This is a genomic window from Novosphingobium sp. SG720 (genome assembly GCF_012275365.1).
GTDB classification, from domain to species: Bacteria; Pseudomonadota; Alphaproteobacteria; order Sphingomonadales; family Sphingomonadaceae; genus Novosphingobium; species Novosphingobium rhizosphaerae.
The window spans coordinates 1-21,251 of record NZ_JAAZQN010000015.1 but is presented as its reverse complement, the minus strand read 5'-3'; the positions used below and the strand labels follow the sequence as shown (position 1 = coordinate 21,251).

At 61.6% G+C, this 21,251-nt stretch carries 19 protein-coding genes and 1 pseudogene; 12 read left to right on the top strand and 8 right to left on the bottom strand.

Annotation, left to right across the window (positions count from 1 at the left end; all coding sequences use genetic code 11):
- The coding region (locus FHW94_RS22655; RefSeq protein WP_246866365.1) for an ATP-binding protein at window positions 1-408 on the top strand (408 nt) is incomplete at its 5' end.
- Window positions 409-862: 454 nt separating this feature from the next.
- Window positions 863-994 (top strand): annotated as a pseudogene (locus FHW94_RS22650) (IS3 family transposase); the annotation flags it as partial.
- Between the two features lie 163 nt (window positions 995-1,157).
- Here FHW94_RS22650 and FHW94_RS22645 read toward each other — a convergent pair.
- Window positions 1,158-1,946 carry a sugar phosphate isomerase/epimerase family protein gene (locus FHW94_RS22645; RefSeq protein ID WP_168558103.1) on the bottom strand — a complete coding sequence of 263 codons (789 nt, stop codon included), beginning with the start codon at window positions 1,944-1,946 and terminating at the stop codon, window positions 1,158-1,160.
- A gap of 403 nt (window positions 1,947-2,349) precedes the next feature.
- On the opposite strand from FHW94_RS22645, the gene FHW94_RS22640 reads away from it, so the two are divergent.
- The 8 genes from FHW94_RS22640 to FHW94_RS23645 all read left to right on the top strand — a co-directional run bounded on the left by FHW94_RS22640 (window position 2,350) and on the right by FHW94_RS23645 (window position 8,363).
- Window positions 2,350-3,555: an MFS transporter gene (locus FHW94_RS22640; protein WP_168558102.1), complete on the top strand. Its 1,206-nt coding sequence runs from the start codon at window positions 2,350-2,352 to the stop codon at window positions 3,553-3,555.
- A 104-nt stretch (window positions 3,556-3,659) separates the two neighbouring features.
- Window positions 3,660-4,247 (top strand): TetR/AcrR family transcriptional regulator, encoded by a 588-nt coding sequence (locus tag FHW94_RS22635; RefSeq protein ID WP_168558101.1) that lies wholly within the window; start codon window positions 3,660-3,662, stop codon window positions 4,245-4,247.
- A gap of 52 nt (window positions 4,248-4,299) precedes the next feature.
- A complete protein-coding gene (locus FHW94_RS22630) occupies window positions 4,300-5,154 on the top strand; it encodes a fumarylacetoacetate hydrolase family protein (protein ID WP_168558100.1) in 855 nt (284 codons plus the stop codon).
- A gap of 5 nt (window positions 5,155-5,159) precedes the next feature.
- Window positions 5,160-5,894 carry an SDR family oxidoreductase gene (locus FHW94_RS22625; protein ID WP_168558105.1) on the top strand — a complete coding sequence of 245 codons (735 nt, stop codon included), beginning with the start codon at window positions 5,160-5,162 and terminating at the stop codon, window positions 5,892-5,894.
- Complete coding sequence (locus tag FHW94_RS22620; RefSeq protein ID WP_168558099.1) at window positions 5,891-6,670, top strand: SDR family oxidoreductase; 780 nt, start codon at window positions 5,891-5,893, stop codon at window positions 6,668-6,670. Before FHW94_RS22625 ends, FHW94_RS22620 begins: the two co-directional genes overlap by 4 nt.
- Window positions 6,671-6,689: 19 nt before the next feature.
- Window positions 6,690-7,109, top strand: coding sequence for an FAD-binding protein (locus FHW94_RS23655; protein WP_282436403.1), 420 nt, complete (start codon window positions 6,690-6,692; stop codon window positions 7,107-7,109).
- A gap of 391 nt (window positions 7,110-7,500) precedes the next feature.
- Window positions 7,501-8,142, top strand: coding sequence for a hypothetical protein (locus tag FHW94_RS23650; RefSeq protein ID WP_282436418.1), 642 nt, complete (start codon window positions 7,501-7,503; stop codon window positions 8,140-8,142).
- Window positions 8,043-8,363, top strand: a complete 321-nt coding sequence (locus tag FHW94_RS23645; protein WP_282436416.1) for a hypothetical protein — start codon at window positions 8,043-8,045, stop codon at window positions 8,361-8,363. The genes FHW94_RS23650 and FHW94_RS23645 overlap by 100 nt, the downstream gene beginning before the upstream one ends.
- 9 nt (window positions 8,364-8,372) lie before the next feature.
- On the opposite strand, the gene FHW94_RS22610 is transcribed toward FHW94_RS23645, so the two are convergent.
- From FHW94_RS22610 to FHW94_RS22595, 4 genes are all read right to left on the bottom strand, one after another.
- Window positions 8,373-8,978, bottom strand: coding sequence for a TetR/AcrR family transcriptional regulator (locus tag FHW94_RS22610; protein WP_168558098.1), 606 nt, complete (start codon window positions 8,976-8,978; stop codon window positions 8,373-8,375).
- A 94-nt stretch (window positions 8,979-9,072) separates the two neighbouring features.
- Window positions 9,073-9,462, bottom strand: coding sequence for a DUF6379 domain-containing protein (locus tag FHW94_RS22605; RefSeq protein ID WP_246866364.1), 390 nt, complete (start codon window positions 9,460-9,462; stop codon window positions 9,073-9,075).
- A gap of 36 nt (window positions 9,463-9,498) precedes the next feature.
- Window positions 9,499-10,401: a TIM barrel protein gene (locus tag FHW94_RS22600; RefSeq protein WP_349237590.1), complete on the bottom strand. Its 903-nt coding sequence runs from the start codon at window positions 10,399-10,401 to the stop codon at window positions 9,499-9,501.
- Between the two features lie 33 nt (window positions 10,402-10,434).
- Window positions 10,435-11,802 (bottom strand): MFS transporter, encoded by a 1,368-nt coding sequence (locus tag FHW94_RS22595; protein WP_246866363.1) that lies wholly within the window; start codon window positions 11,800-11,802, stop codon window positions 10,435-10,437.
- Between the two features lie 401 nt (window positions 11,803-12,203).
- Between FHW94_RS22595 and FHW94_RS22590 the strand changes: the two genes are divergently transcribed.
- Together FHW94_RS22590 and FHW94_RS22585 are read left to right on the top strand one after the other, a co-directional pair.
- A complete protein-coding gene (locus FHW94_RS22590; protein WP_168558095.1) occupies window positions 12,204-13,421 on the top strand; it encodes a Gfo/Idh/MocA family oxidoreductase in 1,218 nt (405 codons plus the stop codon).
- A gap of 33 nt (window positions 13,422-13,454) precedes the next feature.
- A complete protein-coding gene (locus tag FHW94_RS22585) occupies window positions 13,455-14,438 on the top strand; it encodes a DUF1080 domain-containing protein (protein ID WP_168558094.1) in 984 nt (327 codons plus the stop codon).
- Between the two features lie 102 nt (window positions 14,439-14,540).
- Here FHW94_RS22585 and FHW94_RS22580 read toward each other — a convergent pair whose 3' ends face one another.
- From FHW94_RS22580 to FHW94_RS22570, 3 genes are all read right to left on the bottom strand, one after another.
- Window positions 14,541-17,852: a glycosyl hydrolase gene (locus FHW94_RS22580; protein WP_282599616.1), complete on the bottom strand. Its 3,312-nt coding sequence runs from the start codon at window positions 17,850-17,852 to the stop codon at window positions 14,541-14,543.
- A 212-nt stretch (window positions 17,853-18,064) separates the two neighbouring features.
- On the bottom strand, window positions 18,065-20,278 hold the full coding sequence (locus FHW94_RS22575; protein WP_168558092.1) for a TonB-dependent receptor: 2,214 nt from the start codon (window positions 20,276-20,278) through the stop codon (window positions 18,065-18,067).
- Between the two features lie 216 nt (window positions 20,279-20,494).
- Window positions 20,495-20,836, bottom strand: a complete 342-nt coding sequence (locus tag FHW94_RS22570) for a hypothetical protein (protein WP_168558091.1) — start codon at window positions 20,834-20,836, stop codon at window positions 20,495-20,497.
- Between the last annotated feature and the right edge of the window lie 415 nt (window positions 20,837-21,251).

Genomic DNA, 21,251 nt, shown 5'->3' with positions numbered 1-21,251 from the left:
GCCGTGGAAATTCACCAGGAAATGGGCGATGCCGTAGTTTTGTCGCTTTCGGTCGAGCAGGCAAGCGTTGTCGCCGCGCCGCTTGCGGTACGCCGGACATTGACCAACCTGATCGACAACGGCCTGCGCCATGGAACGCAGGTTGTCCTGTCGCTGTGCGAGGATCGAGGGCGGTGGCGGATCGACATAAGCGATGATGGGCCGGGCATAGCGGCCGATAAGCTCTCCGGATTGGGCCAGCCGTTCGGCAGAATCGATCCCTCGCGCGATAGGAGCGCCGGTGGCGGAGCAGGGCTTGGGCTGGCGATTGTCCGTGCGCTGATCACCGCCCAGGACGGCGAGATCGCATTCGCCAATCGGGACAAAGGAGGCTTTCTGGTCAGCATTTGGCTTCCGGCCAGCCTTTAGCATACCTGCTAGGCCACCCCACTCGCATCAACATTGGCCAATGGCGTCTCAGCGGCAGAGCCTGTCTCCTCCATAGCCTGAGAACTAATATCTAACAGTCGAAGGCGTGCAGATGAGCCCAGTCGATGTAGGGCAGCTCTGTAGGCATAAGCCTCGCCATCGCGGGCTCCGACCGATCGACCGATAGTCGGCCCTTGGAAAGCATCGATTGATCCCGCATCGACGTGAAATGGTCGCCTGCCCCCGCGTCGATTCATGAGGCTCGAACAGCTGTTCCTTCCAGTTTCCCGTCGTTCGGGCGAGCCCACACGAACGTCTTGGTCTGGTCAGGAGCTAGCGCTTTTGACCAGTTGCGGAATTGGGGCGCAAACCGCCCCAATTGCTAACGTTCAGGCCCCTTGGCTGGAGCGTCGGAACCGGTTGTTGGTCTATGTTATCGCAGCGCACTGGAAGCGCCGCCACCATTGAGCAATTCGTCGAAGAGGCTGACGCTTATATCCATTGGTACAATGAGAAGCGGATCAAGATATCTCTTGGCGCCCTCAGTCCAATCGACTACCGAAAAAATCTTGGCTTTAGCGTATAAAAATCTGTCCGATTTTTCATTCGCACCCGCCCCGGATCAACTCTCAGTACCAATCAACAATTATAAGTCTTTCAGCGCCCCCGGCCATCTCCTCAATAGCTGTGTTCCATTTATCTCTTTCGAAGATCCTCTCGGGAAACCCGGGATGCTTCAGCTCGGTGTTTCATGCATCGCCGCAGAGCTGTTGTATGTAGGCCAACGCGCTGGCAGTGGGCGCTTTGGTTGGCTTTAGCTCAAGCCCGATCAAACCCTTGTATTCGAGCTGTTTCAACAAGGCGAGTTGCGCCGGCCAGTCGATTGTGCCGGAACCCGGCTCTCCCCGGCCAGGGGCATCGCCAATCTGAATGTGGTCTGTAAGATGGATGACGCGCGGCAATTCTTTCGCCGGATCTTCCCCTTCCACCATCGAGTGATAGAGATCGCAGATCAGCCTGACGCGCGGCGAGAAGAGCATCTCCACGACACAAGCGCTGTCCTGTGTTGTCGAACACAGGACCCCAGGATGATCATGGCGCGTATTGGCCGATTCCAGATAGATCGTGACGCCGAGTTCCTCTGCGATCGGCAGCAACCGCACCAGCGCATCAGCGAAAATGCGCAGCTGGACCGGGCGGGTCAGCCATGGAACTGCGCGCCCCGATGTCACCACCACATTGCGGCAACCCAAAAAGAGCGCGTCTTGCGCCGCCTTGCGGAAGATGTCGCAAAAGCCCTCATGCGTTTGCGGATCGACCAACTGGGTTACATAATCTGCGACAGTGCTGACAAGCTGCACCGAATTGCGCGCCAGCGCGGCGCGAATTGCGGGAAGATCGCGCCCCTTCAGCAGGAAAATTTCCACGTAACGGAACCCGACAGCGGCGGCATCGATTCTCTGCTCAATTGTTTCACCAGCATCCTGGAATGCATACTCAAGATTGACTGAAATTTCGAAGGGCGTGCTCTGTCTCACCTGAGGGTGCGTATCAGCGCAAATGTCATTGATGGATTAAGGGCCTGATCCAAGGGGGCGTCCAGTCGCACACCTTCTCCCAAAAGCGTGAACGTGGCCGCGCCGAAGCCTTTTTGAAGCAATCCAAATCGGCAATCGGCGACCGTTATCTAAACGGCGTTTATTTTAAGTCCTGCGCCCGGTCAAGCCCTATGCCCGGTCCTGTCACTGCGGATGAGTGCCCGTAAAAGGCAAGCACCGCTTCGCAAGAGCGTCCTCACGCAGCAATTTGCAGTTTCAAATGTTTTGCGGACGGAATCCACTTGGACAAACCGGGCAAAGAATCGCTTGCCAGTCCGCGCTCACGCATTCTAAACGATGTTTAGTTTAGAATCGGCGGGACAATGCCGCGCTGGGAGAGAAAATGAACCCGTTCAGCCGTTTCTTCGCCGGTATGACCCTGCGCCCGCAGGGACTTACTCTGATAGCGGCCGGCTTTTTGCCGGTATTCGCCATCGTCACGATGTTTCCCATCGTGGCGGCGATGATCCAGCATTTCAGCAACGATCCGGCTGCGGCCAGCAAGGTGCCCCTTACGGTGACCGCACCGGGGCTTACCGTGGCGGTGCTCTCGCCCTTTGCCGGGCTGATTGTCGACAGGTTTGGGCGGCGGCGCCTGCTGCTTGTCAGCACGCTGTTATATGGCGCCTTGGGCAGCGCGCCGTTCCTGCTTGACGACGTCGACCAGATTTTCGCGACGCGCCTGCTGCTGGGGGCCTGTGAAGCGGGCATTCTCACCATCGTCAACACGCTGATCGCAGACTATTGGGACGACACAGGACGCAAAAACTGGCTGTTTGTGCAGGGTTTCGTCGGCACATTTTTCGGCTCTGCAGCCATGCTGGCGTCCGGCCTGATCGCGGGCGTGCGATGGAACGGCGGCTTCCTGATCTATCTGGTCGCCTTTCCGATCGTTGCTGCCATGCTGGTATTCATTTATGAGCCCCAGCCCAAGGATCAGCGCCCCGAAGCGGCCACGCGCAGCCGCACGCCTTTCCCGTGGATCGAGGCCATTGCGGTGGTACTGGTCACGTTCTCAGCATCTGTTCTCTACTACCTGTTCATCGTCAATGGGAGCATCGCCTTTGCCGAAATCGGCGTGCGGGATCCTGCTGAACTTAGCCGCCTGACCTATATTCCCAGCCTGTTTGTCATGCTCGGTGCGGTGATCTTCCGTATTTTAGCCAAGCGGTCCAATGCAATCCAGTTGACGGCCTTCCTCCTTTTTCTTGGAACCGGTCTGGCCGGCGTGGGGATGGCCAAGAACCTGCCCTCGATGATTCTGGCTGTCACCGTTCAACAAATCGGCGCCGGTATGGCCGTGCCCACGCTCATCGCCTGGGCCCAGACAAAATTCACCTTTGAACACCGAGGGCGCGGCATGGGCGCCTGGACCAGCGCCTTTTTCATGGGCCAGTTTGCCTCGGCATGGGTCGCTAATGATCTGGCGCAGGCAGCAGGCTCCATGCGAGGCGGTTTCCTGATCGCGGGAATGATCGCCGTGGCCTCTTGCGGCGCGGTCATTCTATGGGGCCTGCTGGAGTGCAGAAAAGCTCGCATGGCTATTTGAGAGGTAACCATGCAACCAATGCCATCATTCCATGGTGATCCACGCCCCCCGCAGCGGCAGTCAAACTGCCCGAGCAGGACCGTAGCAAGGCCAGCCAGGAACGCATGCTTGCCGCCACGCTCCAGCTGATCGCCCACCATGGCAACGACGACTTCACGCTGAAGGGTGTGGCCCTTGCCGGCAAGGTTTCGGTTGGCTCGATCTACCTTCGCTATCCCTCCAAGGACAGACTGATCCGCACGGTGCTCAGCCTCGAGCTGGACAGGATAGCCGCAGAAGATGAGAAAATGGTCCGAAGCGTTCTGAACAAGGCGGACGATCTGGCCGAGGCGGTCGCGCTGTACATTGAAGGATATGGGCACCTTTTGGCCACCAACGCCCTGATCCTGCGCACCGCGATGAACCGCGCCGAACATGACCCGGAACTGTCCGTTATCGGCAAGGCTCAGGCGGAACAATCGGCCGTCGCGGCCATGCAGATATTCCTTGCCTTGCCCCAAGACATTGGCGGGTCGCGCAAGCAGGCTAAAGCGGACGTCGCCTTTCGCCTTATCTTTGCGGCGCTGGCGTGGGAATTTGGACTGGGGACAACCCGCGATTCTGCCCGGTGGATCGATTGGGCCGCGTTTCGGACAGAGCTGGCACTTGCCTGTCTGGCCTATTTGCAACACGCGCCCTGCGAATTTGCATGAAGCGTTTTTGCGATCCCGAATAAAGAAATCATGTCTGTTTTTGGAGAATTCTATGAGGCTAGTACGTTATGGGGCTGTCGGCGCGGAAAGGCCGGGTCTGATCGACGCGCAGGGACAATTGCGCGACCTTTCGGCCCATGTCGCAGACATCACGCCCGACTGGCTGGCGCCCGACCGCCTCGCCGCGCTGCAGGCGCTTGATGCACAGACCCTGCCCGTGGTGGATGGCGCATCGCGGCTTGGCACGCCGTTTTCCGGCACGCGCCAGTTCATCGCCATTGGCCTCAACTATTCCGACCATGCCGAAGAAGCCGGAATGGCAGTCCCGGCCGAACCGATCATGTTCACCAAGGGCGTGTCCTGCATTCAGGGGCCCAATGACGATGTGCGCCGCCCGCGCGGATCGGACAAGATGGACTGGGAAGTCGAACTGGGCATCGTCATCGGCACCCGCGCCGCTTATGTCGACAAAGACAAAGCGCTGAACCATGTGGCGGGCTATGTCGTGTGCGACGACCTGTCCGAGCGCGAATATCAGCTTGACCGCCTTGGCTCGTGGGACAAGGGCAAGGGCTGCGACACCTTTGGCCCCGTGGGTCCCTGGCTGGTCACGCGCGACGAGGTCGGCGATGTGCAAAACCTTGGCATGTGGCTGGATGTCAACGGCCAGCGCATGCAAACCGGCAACACCCGCACCATGATCTTCGATTGCGCCACCATCGTCAGCTATGTCAGCCAGTTCATGGTCCTGTTGCCGGGCGACATCATCACCACGGGCACTCCGCCGGGCGTGGGCATGGGCATGAAGCCGCCGGTGTTTCTGAAGGAAGGCGATGTGATCGAACTGGGCATCGAAAAGCTGGGCAGCCAGCGCCACACCGTGCGCGCATGGAATGACGGGATCTGATGGCCATGGACGGACGGCTGCGGGGCAAGACCTGTCTGGTTACAGGCGGGGCGCAGGGGATAGGCCGGGCAATCGCAGAGCGTTTTACCGCCGAAGGGGCGCGGGTCATCGCGGCGGATTTGCGCTTTGATGACGCGCCCCACGCCATATGCGGCATTGAACGGCTGCCGCTGGACGTGACGGACGAGGCGGCCGTGGCCGGGGCGGCTGCGGCGCTGGGCGATGTGGGCGTTCTCGTCAATTGCGTGGGGCTGGTGGCGCATGGCACCATTCTGGATGGCGCGATGGATGATTTCGACCGCAGCATGAGCGTCAATGTGCGTGCGATGGCGCTGATGATCCGCGCCTTCCTGCCCGCCATGCTGGCGCGCGGCGACGGCTCGATCATCAATGTCGCCTCGGTGGTTTCCAGCGTCATGGCCGCGCCCAACCGCTTTGCCTATGGCACCAGCAAGGCGGCGGTGATCGGCCTGACCATGTCGGTGGCGCGCGACTTCATCGACCGGGGCATCCGCTGCAACGCGATCAGCCCCGGCACGGTCGAAACGCCGTCCCTGCACCAGCGTTTCGCAGCCACAGGGGATGCGCAAGCTGCGCGTGCCGCCTTCATCGCCCGCCAACCGATGGGGCGCATGGGGCAGGCAGAGGAGATTGCCGCCACCGCCGTGCTGCTGGCCAGCGACGAAGCGCGTTTCATGACCGGCAGTAATCTGGTGATCGACGGAGGGATGAGCCTGTGACGCAGCCCGTTTCACGGCCACTTGCCATCCTGACCGGGGGCAGCATCGGCATCGGGGAATATCTGGTGGGCGCGCTGGCGCGGTCGGGCTACGCGGTGGCCTTCAGCTATCGCTCCTCGCCCGAGGCCGCGCAGGCCAGTGTTGAGGCGCTAGAGGCCGAGGGGCTGGCCGCTCTGGCCCTGCCATGCGACGTGGGCGTCAAGGCGCAGGCGGAGGCCTTTGTCGAGCAGGCGGTGGCGTGGGCAGGCCAGGCGCCCGCGCTGCTGGTCAACAACGCGGGCATCCAGACATGGGCGCCCTTGCTCGAGCTGGACGAGGAGCGTTGGGACGATGTGATCCGCACCAATCTCAAGGGCTGCTTTCTGCACACACAGATCGTGGGCCGTCTGATGGCAGAGGCCGGCAACGGCGGTTCGATCATCAACATCGGCTCGGGCTGCAACAAACTCGCCTTTCCCAATCTGGTCGATTACACCGCATCCAAGGGCGGGATCGAGCAGTTCACCAAGTCAGCGGCCTCCGAACTGGGCCGTTATGGCATCACGGTGAACTGCGTCGCCCCCGGCGCCATCGCCACCCGGCGCACGTCCGAGGAAGCGCCAGATTATGCCGCGACATGGGCGCCCATCACCCCGCTGCGCCGGGTGGGCACACCTGAGGATCTGCTGGGCGCGGTGCTGTTCTTTGCCGGCGCCGGATCGCGCTTTGTCACCGGCCAGACCCTGGGGGTCGATGGCGGCGTCTTTACCCGCGCCGCGTGGCCCTATGCCCAGTAACGGGGGTCTGCTTCGCGAGTTGGCCGCGATTGTGGGCAAGGCCAATGTGCTCACTCAGGACAGCGCAACCCGGCCCTATGCCACCGGCTATCGCTATGGCGCAGGGCCCGTGCTGGCCGTGGTGCGGCCCGCCAGCCCGCTGGAGCAATTCCGCGTGTTCGCCGCCTGCGTGGCAGCCGATGTGATCGTGATCGCGCAAGCGGCCAACACGGGCCTTACCGGGGGATCAACCCCCGATGGGCTGTATGATCGCCCACTTGTCATCATCAACACCATGCGGATCAAGGGCGTCCACCTGCTGGGCGCTGGCGAGCAGGTGGTGTGCCTTGCCGGGGCAACGCTTTATGAACTGGAGCGCGTGCTCAGCCCCATCGGGCGCGAGCCGCCTTCGGTGATCGGTTCCTCCTGCATCGGCGCATCGGTGATCGGGGGCGTGTGAAACAATTCGGGCGGCGCGCTGATCCGGCGCGGCCCTGCCTATACCGAACTGGCGCTTTATGCCCGCGCCACGGCGGACCGGCGGGTGGAACTGGTCAACCATCTGGGGCTCGATCTGGGTGAAGATGCCGAAACGATGCTGGGCGCGGTAGCCAAGGGGCGGTTTGGCGCGGCGGTGGTTCCGGGTGCGGCCTCCACCCCTGATTATGCCAAGCGGGTGCGGGCGGTCGATGCCCCCTCGCCCTCCCGCTTCAACGCCGATGCCACGCGGCTGTTCGAGGCATCGGGCTGCGCGGGCAAGCTGATGGTGCTGGCCGTGCAGCTGGACACGTTTCCCAAAGACCGGCGCACCGCCACTTTCTATATCGGCACGAATGATCCGGGCGAACTGGATGCGCTGCGGCGGCGGGCGTTGGGCGTTGGGCGAATTGCGGCATTTGCCGGTGTCGGGCGAATATATCCACCGCGAGGCATTCGATGTTGCGGCGCGCTATGGCAAGGATGTGTTCGTCGCCATCGAACGGTTCGGCACCGACCGTCTGCCGCTGTTCTTTGCGTTGAAAAACCGGCTGGACCGGCTGGGGGCTGCGCTGCGTTGGCTGCCGGGCCATTTTTCTGATCGGATGATTCAGGCTGTCAGCCGACTGTTGCCTCAGCATCTGCCGCCGCGCATGTGCGAGTGGCGCGACCATTTCGAACATCACCTGATCCTCAAAGTGGCCGATGAGGGGATCGAGGAGACGCGCGCCCTGCTCGCCTCGCTGTTCCCCAGCGCCGCCGGCGATCTGTTCGAATGCACGCCGCTGGAGGCGCAAAAGGCGTTCCTCTACCGCTTTGCCGTGGCGGGCGCGGCGCGGCGCTATCGGGCGATCCATGGGGCCGAGGTGGGCGAAATCATCGCGCTCGACGTTGCCCTGCGTCGCAATGACCGCGACTGGCGCGAACAATTGCCCCCGACATCGGCGCCTGCATCGACAAGGCGCTTTATTACGGGCATTTCCTCTGCCACGTTTTTGATCAGGATTACGCGCTGAAACCCGGCATCGACCCCATCGCGCTGGAGCATCGCATGTGGCACCTGCTGGATGAACGCGGCGCGCGCTATCCGGCCGAACACAATGTGGGGCATCTCTATGAGGCCGGGCCTGAGCTGGCCGCCCATTATCGGGCGCTGGACCCCGGCAATCGGCTGAACCCTGGCATCGGACACACCAGTCGACAGCGACACTGGGGCGATCAGGAAGGTTGTTGTTAGCGTCCTTGCTCAATCGCCGATCGTGCTGCGGGCGGCGCGTTCCAGCACCCAATCGGAAATGTCGTCAATGGTGGCCTTGCCATTCTCGAACGGCCTGATGATGCCCTTGTTGATCATCGACACCAGACCATAAATCGAAGTCCACAAGGTGATATTGCGCAGTTCGGCTTCCTTTTCGCTGATATCGGGCAGGAATTGCCGGATAACAGCCACCCCTTTGGCATGGCTGATTTCCTGATAGTGATGCAGGGCAGGATCGATCTGAGGGCGGGTCAGCTCGCTCTCATACATCAGCTCGATCAGGTGGGGGTTTTCCAAAGCGAAGCGGACAAAGCGCGACGCCCCCGCCTTGATCATCTCCACCGGCGAAAGCTCGGTTCCCTGAGGCTCGATAACCTGATTGAGCAACCGTTCGAAACCGTCAATCGCCACGGCCAGAAGAATCGCCCGCCTATCGGCGAAATGATGGTAGGAGGCGCCCGGCGATACGCATGCCAACTGTGCCAGCATGCGCATCGAAAGCTCATGGTGTCCGTGCTTCTGCACAAAGTCCCGCCCGGCCTCCAACAGATCCCGTTTAAGGTTTTCACGGTGATAGGGCTTCTTTTCCGCCATGATGTCTTTCCTGCGATAGGCCGGTTCCCTTAGCAGCAATTCGGATCGGGGCCAGTCAGAATTGACCGGCCCCGGATCCGATCCCTGGCAATTGTCAGGGCAGCACGATGGTGGCCAGACGCTCGCCATTCACCGCCAGCGGTTGCAGATGCGGCGGGAAATAGGGCGAGCGCACAAGAGCCGCCACCTTGACATGATGAATGCCCGGCAGCAGCCCGCCCGGCTTGGGCACAAGCACGCTGGCATGTTCGCCCATCGCCCAGCGCACCGTGGTGGCATCGCGCATGGCAGCAAGATCATACACCGCGCCGCCCAGGATCAGACTGGTGACCTCGTGGCTGAAGAACTCACCGTCGAGCGTGACGTCGATACCGTCCAGCAGCGAGAGGCGCATGCCGCGATAATTGGGCAGGCGCAGGCGCACTTCAACGCCGTCACGCGCGCCCTCGGGTCCGTGGTTGCGAAAACCAGTGCTTTGGATCAATTGGAATTCATACATGATCGTCATCCCAAAGGAGGTTTAGGCAGGCACAGCCCCGCACGCAGCCTCAAGCCGGCGCAGCAGCACGTGCTGGCGGCGCACCTGATCGATTGCCACCCAAGGCTCGCGCACGCCCTCATATTCGCTCGACAGATAGCCGGTGTAGCCAATGCGCTTGAGCACCGGGATCACCTTTTCCCACGGGATGTTCTCGTCATGGAGGTTGTCGTCGATGTGGTGGAACTTGGCCTGAATAAAGGCGATGTACGGCGCGATGCCCACAAGTTCCTCAGGGTTCACCTTCATGCCGTTGATCAGCTTGGCATGGTCGCTGTCGCCCTCGGGCACCTCGTGTACCCAACTTTTCAGCGGACGATCCTGAAAGATCCCGGTGTCGATCAGAAGCGCGAAGTTCTTCGTGCCGGTGTGCTCGATGAAATCGATATAGCCATGGACGACCGGATGGTTGATCGGCGTTGGCGAATGGATTTCGGGGCAGATCACGATGTCCAGCTTGTGCGCCAGATCCAGCACGCGCTCGACCGCGGGCGCCCAGATCGGATCGGGATCCAGATCGGCGGAGATCACGCCGAATTTGGGGCGCAGGAACTTGAAGCCCAATTGGTGCGCCAGCGTCAGGTCGCGGGTCAGTTCCGCCACACCTTCATCCACCGAGAGCGACTGGCCAAGGCGCAGCTTGGTGTCCACCCACGAGCACATGTTGGTCGGCTCCAGCCCGGTGCGGTCCAGCAGGCCGAACCAGCGGTCAAGCCACGCCTTGTCCGGCGTGGGATAGCCCGTTACATGGGTTTCGCCCAGGATCTCGATACCCGTCGCGCCCGTGTCGGCAATATGGTCAAAGCCCTCCTCGATCGACATGACGCTGCCGAAATCCTCGGTAAAGCTGTAAAGAGAGACGCCGTACTTGAAGCGATCCTCCACCTGGAACTCTCCTTTTCTTCAATGGTTTGATGTTCAACCCGCCTGGCGCGGGAAAATTTCCGTCGGCAGCCGAACGGCCCAGAGCAAGCACAGCGCCAACAGTGCGAGCATCGCGGCAAGCGCGGCGGCCTCGCCACGCCCGCTTGGGGCAGACTGGAGATAGGCCGAGCCGACCAAGGCGATGCCCAGCGCCCCGCCCATCTGCTGTACGGTTTTGATGATGCCGCTGGCCGATCCTGCCTGTTGCCGCTCCACCCGCGCCACCGAAACCGCCCCCAGAGGCCCCGAAACCAGCCCCATGCCCACACCGGCCAGCAGCAGAACGGGAATGAGCAGCACCGGCCGGACGGCGCCAAGGGCGATCCAGCCCAGAATGCCCATGCAACCGGCGCCCATGATGATGGCACCAACGATCAGCACCAGACGGCCATATCGCGCAAGAAACCGGCGCACCAGAAAGGCCATGGAAAACATGACACCGGCGCTGAAAGGCACGTGCAGCAGGCCGGTCTGCAGGGCGGAAAAGGCCAGTTCGCGTTGCAGCGCATAGGCGAACACGAACAGAAAACCTGTGTTGGCTGCCGAAAAGCTCAATGAGATTAGGACGCCCAGACGAAAAGTATCGTTGGCAAACATGCCCGGCTCGATGACCGTGGCCTGCCGCTTGCGGAGACGGCGGTGCTGATGGATCAGCCCCGCCCCGGCCAAACCCAGCGCGGCCAGCCACCATCCAGCCATCGACGTACCGAAACCATGGCGCTTTTCCTGGATCATCGGGAAAAGGAAAGCGAACAGGCCCGCACCAAACAGCGCCGTGCCGACAAGGTCGATCCTGCGATCCGGATGAGGCTCGGCACGCGGCAGCAAAGCGATCCCCGCCAGCACCGCCATCAGGCCAATCGGCACATTCAGCAGAAACACCGCCCGCCATCCCAGCCCGAACAGGTTCAGCGCGATCAAAACCCCGCCCAGCAAAGGCCCGACAATGGCCGAGAGGCCTCCCACCACACCAAACCACGCAATCCGCCCGATGCGCTCCACCGGATCATAGAGCAGCTGGATCATAGTCATCACCTGAGGCGCCATCATCGCGCCGGTCGTGCCCTGCATCGCGCGAGCGGCGATCAGATGGTGCGGCGTTGCGGCAAGGCCGCAGAGCAGCGAGGATGCGGTAAACCCGCCCACGCCCAGCAGGAACATGCGCCGCCCGCCAAACAGATCGCCCAACCGTCCGCCCAGAATCAGCAGCACGGCAAAGCTGAGCGAATAGGCCGCGATCACCCATTGCGACTGAGCAGAACCGGCCTTTAGATCATGTTCGATGGCGGGCAGCACCGTGTTGACGATGGTGAGATCGATGATTTCCAGCGCCAGAGCGGTCAGCAGCGTAAAAAACGCCATCGACTTCTGCCGCGCCGACAATTCCGCCGCCACCTCGCCATGACGATGCGAATGTATCGACAGTGGGGCAGACGCCACTGGGGTCTTCATGATGACAAACCTCAACCTTCGGGCAAATCGCGGGAAGCGTCCTTGCCGGCGCGCCCCGCAGTTCGGGCCAAGCTGCGGATGGAGCAGCGCCCTTTAATCTAACTACCGTTTAGATTAGAGGGTGGACCATGTCAAATGCGCACCAAGGAGACCGAAGTGCGCCACCTCCCTTGTGCTGGTGAGCCGAGCGCCTCCCGATTGTACGATGCGAAGGCAACCCCTCCTTCTTTGATCGTCAGGCCCAGTTTCGCCATTGACAGCGGAGTGGTTTTATCTAAACGTTGTTTAAATAACAGTTCGGGAGGGAAATTATGGCTATCGATCCGGTCTGCATCGGCGTGATCGGCGCAGGCGACATCAGTCCGGTATATCTGGCCGCCATCGCCCGATCATCGGTCGTAACGCTGCGCAAGATCGCCACCCGCAACCGCGACAAGGCCCAAGTCATGGCCACGCCCTATGGTGCAACCGGGGCCACCGTGGCCGAATTGCTGGCCGATGACGCGATCGAAATGGTCGTGAATCTGACCCCCGGCAGCGCGCATGAAGAGATCAACCGCGCGGCCATCGAGGCGGGCAAACATGTCTATTCCGAAAAGCCCTTCGCCCTGTCGCGCAAAATGGCTGAGGCGCTGGCCGAGCGGGCCGAGGAACGGGGCGTCCTGATCGGATCGGCGCCAGACACATTCTATGGCAGCGCGCATCAGGCCGCGCGCCGCGCGCTGGACAGCGGCGCCATCGGTCGGCCCGTGTTCGGCACGTCCCTGGTGGGTCTGCCGGGGCTGGAACATTTCCACCCGAACCCCGCCGCCTTCTATCAGCCGGGCGGCGAACCGCCCTTTGACGTCGGCCCCTATTATATCACGATGTGGCTGCATCTGCTGGGGCCGGTACGCCGCGTGTTTGCCACATCCGAAAGCGGACAAGCCCAGCGCACCATCCGGCGCGGGCCGCTGGAGGGAACCTCCTTTGCCGTCGAGGTCGACACCACCTTCAACACCACGCTGGAATTTGAAACTGGCTTCGTTAATCTGACCATGTCGCTCGATGTGGTGGCACCGATCCAGCGGCCGGGCGAACTCTATGGCGCGCAGGGCATCCTGTCGCTGGCCGACCCGAACTTTTTCAGCGGCGAACCATCGCTGCTGCGCCCCGGTGAAGGGCGCAGCCCCCTGCCCGGCCACGATCTGCCCTTTTCCCAACCCAATCGCCTCAACCACGCGGGCCAGCCCGTGGCCGATTACCGCGGCGTTGGTCTGACGGATCTGTCCCTTGCGGTGCGCCATGGCCACCAGCATCGCACCGCGCCCGATTTCATGGTCCACGCGGTCGAGGTGATGGAAGCCATCGCGCAATCGGCCCGGATCGGCCAATCGATCGCCATGCAGACCCAGTGCCGCCGCCCGGCCCCGATCGATCCGGTTGCCGATGCCGATCTGATCGCGCTGACGCCATCACCCTTCGATCTGGTCAATGTCGCGCCGCAGGCCAAGCCGCACCTGACACGGCTGGACGCCGATGCGTCCTGATCACCCCGCTTCTGATCCAACCGGAGATTCCTGATGCGTTATTGCACGCCCTTGCTGAGCAGCCTGTTGCTGACGGCTACGCTCACCCCCGCCTATGCCCAGGGCGGCCCGCCCGACGGTTCCACCCCTGAGCAGAAGGCCGCCATTGCCGATGATCCGGCCTATCAGCCGATGCGCCTGACACTGACCAACCTGCCCCAGGCGGGGAAGGCCGTCGCACTGTTCAATGGCCGCAATCTGGCGGGCTGGGACAGTTGGCTGGGCTATACCGTGCCTGGCACCACCTATGGCACGCCCAGCAGCGAGCCCATCGGCCTCAACCATGATACCTACGGCATTTTCAAGGTCGTGAAGGAAGATGGCGCCCCGGCGATCTATTCCAGCGGCAAGCTGTTCGGCGGTCTGATCACCAAACAGCCCTATCGCAATTACCATCTGCACCTGCAGTTCAAATGGGGCCCCGGCCATTGGATGCCCATGCCGCGCAACAATGGCGTGGTCTATCATTCGCATGGAAATTATGGGGCGTTCTTCGGCACGTGGATGTCGGGCGTGGAATTCGAGATCGTGCCCCATTCGGTGGGCATGCTGCTGACGGTGGGCGATGCCAAAGGCACGCACTCCTTCACCACGGTGGATTGGCGCGTGGGGGCCAAGGTGGAGGTGGCGCATGATCCCGCCATCATCTATCCCGGCCGCCGCTATATGCCGGGGGGCAAACTGGTTCCGGTGCAGTTCCCCGCCTATAATGTGGATGCGGGCACCGATGCCGAAAAACCGCTGGGCGAATGGAACACGCTCGACCTCTACGTTTATGGCGATAAGTCGATCCATGTGGTGAACGGGGTGCCGGTGATGGCCGCCGCCGAGCTGACCACCAAGGATGAAAAAACCGGCAAGGTGATTCCGCTGACGGCTGGGCGCATCCAGTTGCAATCGGAGGGCGCGGAAACCTATTTCCGCAACATCTCCCTACAACCCATCGATCACCTGCCCACGATTGCGCGCAAGCCGTGACCTGAGCGGCCCAGTCGGCAAATAAGAATCGGCGGAGCCCGACAGGTTCCGCCGGTTTTGTATATTCGCGCGGCGCGGGACTTTCCCACGCCGCGCGGATTTTCACCGCCCAGCCTGAAGCGTGACCGGCCCGATCAGACCGGAACGGCGCAAGGCCGCAGTGGGTTTGTAGGTGGGCACAGAGGTCCACGAAACCTTGTCCTTAACCGCAGGATCGGCATCCGCGATCAGGCGGTTGACCCACAGATTCGCAACGCGGATCTCCAGGCGGTTGGCCTTGCCCGGACGGGTGAAGGCGCCAACCTCAACGGTATAGGGCGCCCGCCAGACCGAGCCTGCGGCTTTGCCATTCACCAACACTTCGGCAATCTCCCGCGCCTCGCCCAGGTCGAGGGAAAGCGGCTGACCGGGGTGCCATCCTTTGGGCGGGGCAAAATCCGTGGAATAGGTGGCGATGCCGGAGAAATGGCGGATGCGCGGATCGGCGTTCTGATCGAGCGGCACCAAAGCCGCCATGTCGATCTGCGCGGGCGCGCCGCGTCCCGCTTCAAACCGGACGGTCCATCGGCCGCTTAATGCCGCCATCGCCCCCTTTGTGGCCGCAGCGATGCGCCACTCGGCGTTTTCGGCGGGGCGGCGGAACACCACATGTACGGCATCGCCCGCCTTCAACTCTATCGGGACAATGGTTTGCCCCCCGTCAATCCGATAGGATACCTCCTCAATCGCGCCGGTTTCGGCATGCCACAGTTGCGGCGCCTTGCCCGAAACCGCGAAATAGGCCTCGAAGCGCTCGGTTTGCCCGGTGCGGTTGACCAGAAAATAGCTTTCGCCATCGGCAAGGTGACGGTGGGCAAAGGCTATGTCGGCCTTGTCGACCGCGCCCAAGGCAAGAAAGTCCGGCGCGATGCCAAGATCCGCCATGGCCCGGTCAATGTTCGTCGATGCGATCACCCGCCCCTTGCCGACATGGACCGCCCCACCTGTCCCGCCCGATGCTGGCCACAGTTTGCGCACCAGCGCGTCGTAGTCCGTACGGTCGTCCATCAGCCCCGGCGAGCTTTCCGGCGCCATCCCGATCACCGTTGCCCCGCCTTCGACCAGTTCGGCAATCCGGCGCAAGGTCGGCAATGTCATCCGGCGCGATGATCCGCCCAGATAAAGGGCACGATAACGCGCGCCGCCGGGCGACACCAAAGAATCCCCTTCATTGACCAGCGCCGAGTTCAACGCATCGGCATTGGCGAAATCATAGGCGTAATAGCTCGGCGCATCGGCCACGGGCCGCGTGCCATACAGACCCGAAAGGGGCGCTTCCTCGCCATAGAAATAGACCACATCGGCCCGGTTGAGCCCCTGTTGCAGCATGTAGGCATTGCGGGACAGGTAATCCACCCAGGGTTTGGCCAATTCGGCCCAGCTTTCGTTGCGGTTGAAGAATTGCCCAATCCCCGCCAGTGACAGGCCCGGCTTGCGATCCTCGACCGGCACATGCACCGAGGTATGGACGACCGGCCGGTTGACACCCAGCACGAATTCCTGATCGACGATATGTTTAAGATCGGAGGGTCCGAACGCCCAGGGTGCCATACCGGCCGTCATCGATTCCGCCGCAATGATGTTTCGACCATACAGATGCCCGACCGAAGCCGCCCCGCGAACATCGATCTCATAGGACGGCGCGGGTCCTTGCTTTGCCGGAAAGGCCCACATGGCCGCCATCGGATAATCAGCATAGCGGCGCATGGCCATGTCATCGCCAAAGCTCGACCGATTGCCTTCAATCGCCTCGCCATAGACTTTCAGGCCGTGCCGGTGGGCCACATCGGCAATGGTCCCGTAATGCTCGCTGGCCATCAGGTCGGACAAGGTGCGGCGATAGTCGAACAGAAAGCGCTCACTTTCCTCGCGCGTGCCGATCAGCGTTCCGGCCAGCGTCGGCAACCAAGGCACCGGATCATAGCCGCGCAGGCGTTTGAACTGTTCGATCATGTGCGGCGTCCAGTTGGCCGCGCCGATCTCGATGGAATCGTTGAGCAGCGCCCGCACGCCCTGCGCGCCCATCATGCCCTCGCCTGCCGCATCGCGGTAGTTGGCAAGGTAATGCTCAAGATAGCGGCGGACGGCATCGGCGTCATATTTGTCGACTTCCAATCCCGTGGCCTCTGCCGGAGCGGGATGGTTGGTCTTGCCCACCAGTGAGGAGCCAAAGCGCAAGACTTTCCACGTTCCGGGCGGCGGGGTCCAGTCCAGCATGCCATCCGGCTCCAGCCGGTCGGTCAGATCGAGCGTGCGGTCCGCCGCCGGACCGGTGGCGCCGTCTTTCACCGTAGGAAGCGCGAAATAGTCCGGGGCAATGGAAAAACCCGCCTTGACCTCATAGCGGTCGATCTTTGTGTCCACGCCCAAATCCAGCAAGCCGATGGTGACCGGCGCGGAGATCAGACGGCCCATGCCCTTGCCGAACACGTCGTCCATGGCCAGATCGCCGGCGTGCTCGTCGGGCGCCGGATTGCCGCTGGCGGCGGCATGGGCGGGCTTGATTGTCAGGCGGAAATAGCGCGCATTGACCGGGTTGAAGGTCAAGGTGCTGGGCGTCGCTTGAAGGGGAACGGCGGCAATGTCGGACCACAACTTGCCGTCGGCGCTCGATTGCAGGACCGGCGCCAACAGCGGGCCGATGAGAGGGATGGCTCCGCCCGGAATATGCAGCGTGACAGTGCGGACAGTGACCGGACGGCCAAAATCCAGCCTAAGTTCAGGCGCAGTCTTTGCGATCACCGGCCCAAGCCGGACGTTGGTGACCAACGCTCCCCTTGGATCTTTCGGGGCCACCAGCACCTTGCCATCGCCATCGGTCAGTTGCGGCGCAGGCAATGGCTCAGCCAACTGGACCGGCACGGCCAAGACCTTCACATCGCGGTAGAACGCGGGTCCGGCCTTGGGCGCTTCGCCCGAAATCAGCTCCGTCACTTCAACCTGACTGCCCAGATCCTGAAAAGGCCCGGCAACTGATGGAGGTTGTTTGAGGCGAATGTTCTGGCGCCGACCGCCTTGAACAAGCGTCTCGCTCCAAACCAGTTTCTTGAGCCCATCTTCCGGCGCGACCCATGGCCCCCCGGTTTCGGACCAACCGGGCGAGGAGGCAATGGCCAGTTCCAGTCCCAAACGCTCGGCCTCCGAAGCGGCAAAGCGGAAGGCGTCTTTCCATGGCGGGGTCATATAGATGAGGCGCTGGTCGACAATTTGCTGTGTATCCAGATCGATATCGAAATTCTGGACACCGCCGATGCCCATGCGCTTCATCCATGCAAGGTCGGCTGCGATGCCTTCCTTGGTGATATTGCCGTTCATCCAATGCCACCATACCCGAGGGCGTGCCGAAGCGGGCGGAGTTCGAAACTCTTCCTCCATGCGATCAACATCGTGGGCAGCCGGTTGTGGCGGGGCCGCGCGCCCAGGGCCGCCCGCCACGAACATCGAAAGCGCCGCAACGCCGCAAAGGAGGCGATACGTGGAGGATCTGGACAGTTGGGCCACGGATTTCTCCCAAGGACATGAAGATACAGAAAAATGGGCCCGCCGCAGGAATTTCGGCAGGCCCCGGTTGAAGAATGGGAAGGAGCTTAGAAGGTGTAGTTCATACGCGCGCCAAACGTCCGGGGCGCCTGAAACTGATAGGCGTTGACGAAAGGCGTGGGCGTGAAGTTGCGCTGGGCACTGGCAAACACGGTCTTGTCGGTGAAATTGCGGATGAAGACGGCGATCTGCAACTTGCTGTTCTCGGGCCGATAGGTCAGGCTGAGATTCCCGGTAGCATAGCTCTTTTGCGCGGTATCCACATCGTTGGACACATCGAAATAATAGGTCGAACTGTATTTGCCGTCGATGCGGGGAGTGAGCGACCCCGATTTGCCCATATCGAAGCGGTATTCCAGCGAGGCCGAAACCGCCAGCCCCGGCGCGTTGGGCAGGCGATGGCCGACCACATTGCGCGAGATGCCGTTGCCGTTGGCCGGATCGGTGGTCAGGATCGCTTGAGTACCCGCACCGAATTCGGTGTGTAGGTACGTGCCGTTCAGTTCAAAACGAAGATCGCCCGCATTGAACACCGCCTGCGCCTCGGCGCCATAGATCGTGGCATTGCCCACGTTGAACACGCCGCTGCCGCTGGAAACCGCCGGGGTGGCCTGCGATGCCTGATACCCGCGATAGGTCTGATAGAACACATCCCCGTTGAGCAGCAATTGCCCATCCAGCAGTCGGTTCTTGGTGCCCAGTTCCCAAGAGGTGATATTTTCGGCGCCATAGGGCACCGGCGGCGCGGAGCCGTTGGAATTGAAGCCGCCCGATTTGTAGCCGGTCGAGAATTTGGCATAGACCATGTTGCGGTTGGTCGGGGTCCAGTCGACGCCCAGCAGCCACGTCGGCTTGGACTGGGCAATGTTGCCCGCGTCCGTGGCGGGATGGATCGGCTGCGTGCCCGAGCAACCGATGACGCCATACAGGAACGGCGGAATGCCCGCGATATCGCAGCGCAGCTGGGAATCGCCGGTCCGCTGTTTCTTGTCCCAAGTGTAGCGTGCGCCGGCGGTCAGGCGGATCGTTTCGGCCGGTTTGAAGCCGAACTGGCCAAAGACGGCGTCCGATTGCGTTTTCGTCAGATAGTTGAAATGGACCAGATACTGACCGGCATAGGCGCCCGACAGATTCTGGAAACCGGCCGAAAGCGGGCTGGTTTCGTCAAAGTGGAAATAGCCCACCTGCGCCGACACCATGCGGTCCTGCGGCGTGGCGAGGCGAACCTCATGGTTCCATGTAGCGGGCTGCTCGTTCTGAATGAAAGTGGCAGGCGACGAGGCCGACCCCGAACCGTCCAGCTTGTGCGCCCACTTCTGCTTATCATAGCCGCCCGCATAGGACAAAGTGGCGTCCAGCGGCAGGCCGTGCAGCGCAAATTCCCAGCGAATGCGATCACCCGTCAAACGGTTGCTGGTAGGCGCATAGCTGGCGAAGCGCTTGGGATCGTAATTGGTCGGCACCGTGGCGATGGTCGTATTGAAGGCCACATCACCCACATTGTCGATATCGTCATGCTGATACTGGATCAGGCCTTCAAAATTCTCGAAGGGTTGAAAGGCCAGCGTGGCGCGGCCAGAAAGTGTTGCATCATCGTCGCCGCGACCGCCGATCGAGAGCAATTCGCGATAGCCGTCATGGCGATGCGAAATACCCGCAACCCGCAATTGTACCTTGTCGGACAAAGGCAGGTCGACCGCCGCGTCAACATTCATCTGGCGGTAATTGCCAGCCTCGATGGTGACGAAACCACCAAGTTGTCTGCCAGGGCGCGCGGTGATCAGGCTGACCAGACCGCCGGTGGAATTACGGCCAAACAGCGTACCTTGCGGTCCTTTCAGGACTTCGACCCGCTGAAGGTCGTACATTGATGTGTTGATGCTGAAAGAGCGGTTGGTGAAAAACCCGTCGCGGGCAATCGGCACCGAGGGATCACCAATTTCGGTGACGTCGGTCGAGGCAATGCCGCGCACCGCGATATAGCCCGCGCCATTGCGCGCGGTGAAATTGACGCTGGGGTCAATCCGCGACAGATTGGCAACGCTGGTGACGCCCGCAGCCGTCAGTTCCGTGCCCCGGTAAACGGTGAGCGCGACCGGTGTCTTTTGCGCGCTGGATTCCACGCGGTTGGCGGTCACGACAATGTCGGGCACGCCGTTGTCATCGCCCTTGACCGGCTTGCCCGGCGCGGTCTGCGCCAGCGCAGGCGAGCAAACAGCAAGCGCCGTTGATGCCATTATGATATTGAAAATTTTGTTCATTATACCCCTCCCTTTTTGCCGCTCATTTTCGAGCGCGCTTCTCATAGGCTTTCGAGTACCGTGCCATTGGCCGGTTCACGCGTTATCTAAACGTCGTTTAATTATTATCTAAACACGAGTCAACTCGAAGCGTGGTAGGCAATGAAATTTTGATGGGACCTCGCCCATAACAGCAGGTCGGTCCCCTCCTGGCGAAATTCAACTGAACCTGAAGTGTTAGGGCTTGAGGGCTTTCAGGTCGGCGTCGATCTTATCCAGCAATGCGTCGGTGAGCGTATCCGGAGCGATAATCTTGAGCTGGCGAATGGGGACATCCTTGAGGCCCGCCGCGTTGGTGCTAAAGCCGGAGATATGACAATCAAGGATTGCTCTGGAGTCCGGGCGAGCCAGCAGTTCGCTCATTGGAGTCGCGCTGGCGGACAGGGCGGTCGTCTGCTTGGCCTTGATCGGCACCTTTAACGAAGAGCCTTCGAAGCTGACCACCGTTACCAACGTAGGAGGCCGCCGCAGGGTCAGCACGCCCTTGACCGGCTTGGCGGAAAAGGGGCGCGGCACCACGACGTTCGGGTTCTCAAAAGTGTTGACCGCATTGACGCGATCTGCGGTCAGCGTCTGTCCCGTTGCCGCGCTTGGCGTTCACGCGCCAATTCTCGACCGGATGAATGAAAGGCAGCTCAGCCCAGTCCTAGCACGAGAGGTGCCTTTCCGGATCGTCCCCAACATCTGCCATTGAGATGGACGCCCCAAGAGACTCAGTAAGGGGAATCTGAGACAGATCCCGTGCTAAACGAAAAGCGGCGCGGGACAGTGGCTCTAACGCGGGGAGGACGTGAAGTGCTGTGGAATCGACGCCCACTCACCCCTGCTGCGATCCGCGATCGCTATCGCGGCCATGAGGTCATCTACAAGGCGATCTTCCGCTGCAATCCTGACAGTCATTGTGCCGGAGGCGAGCGCCTCGCGCTGCTCATCC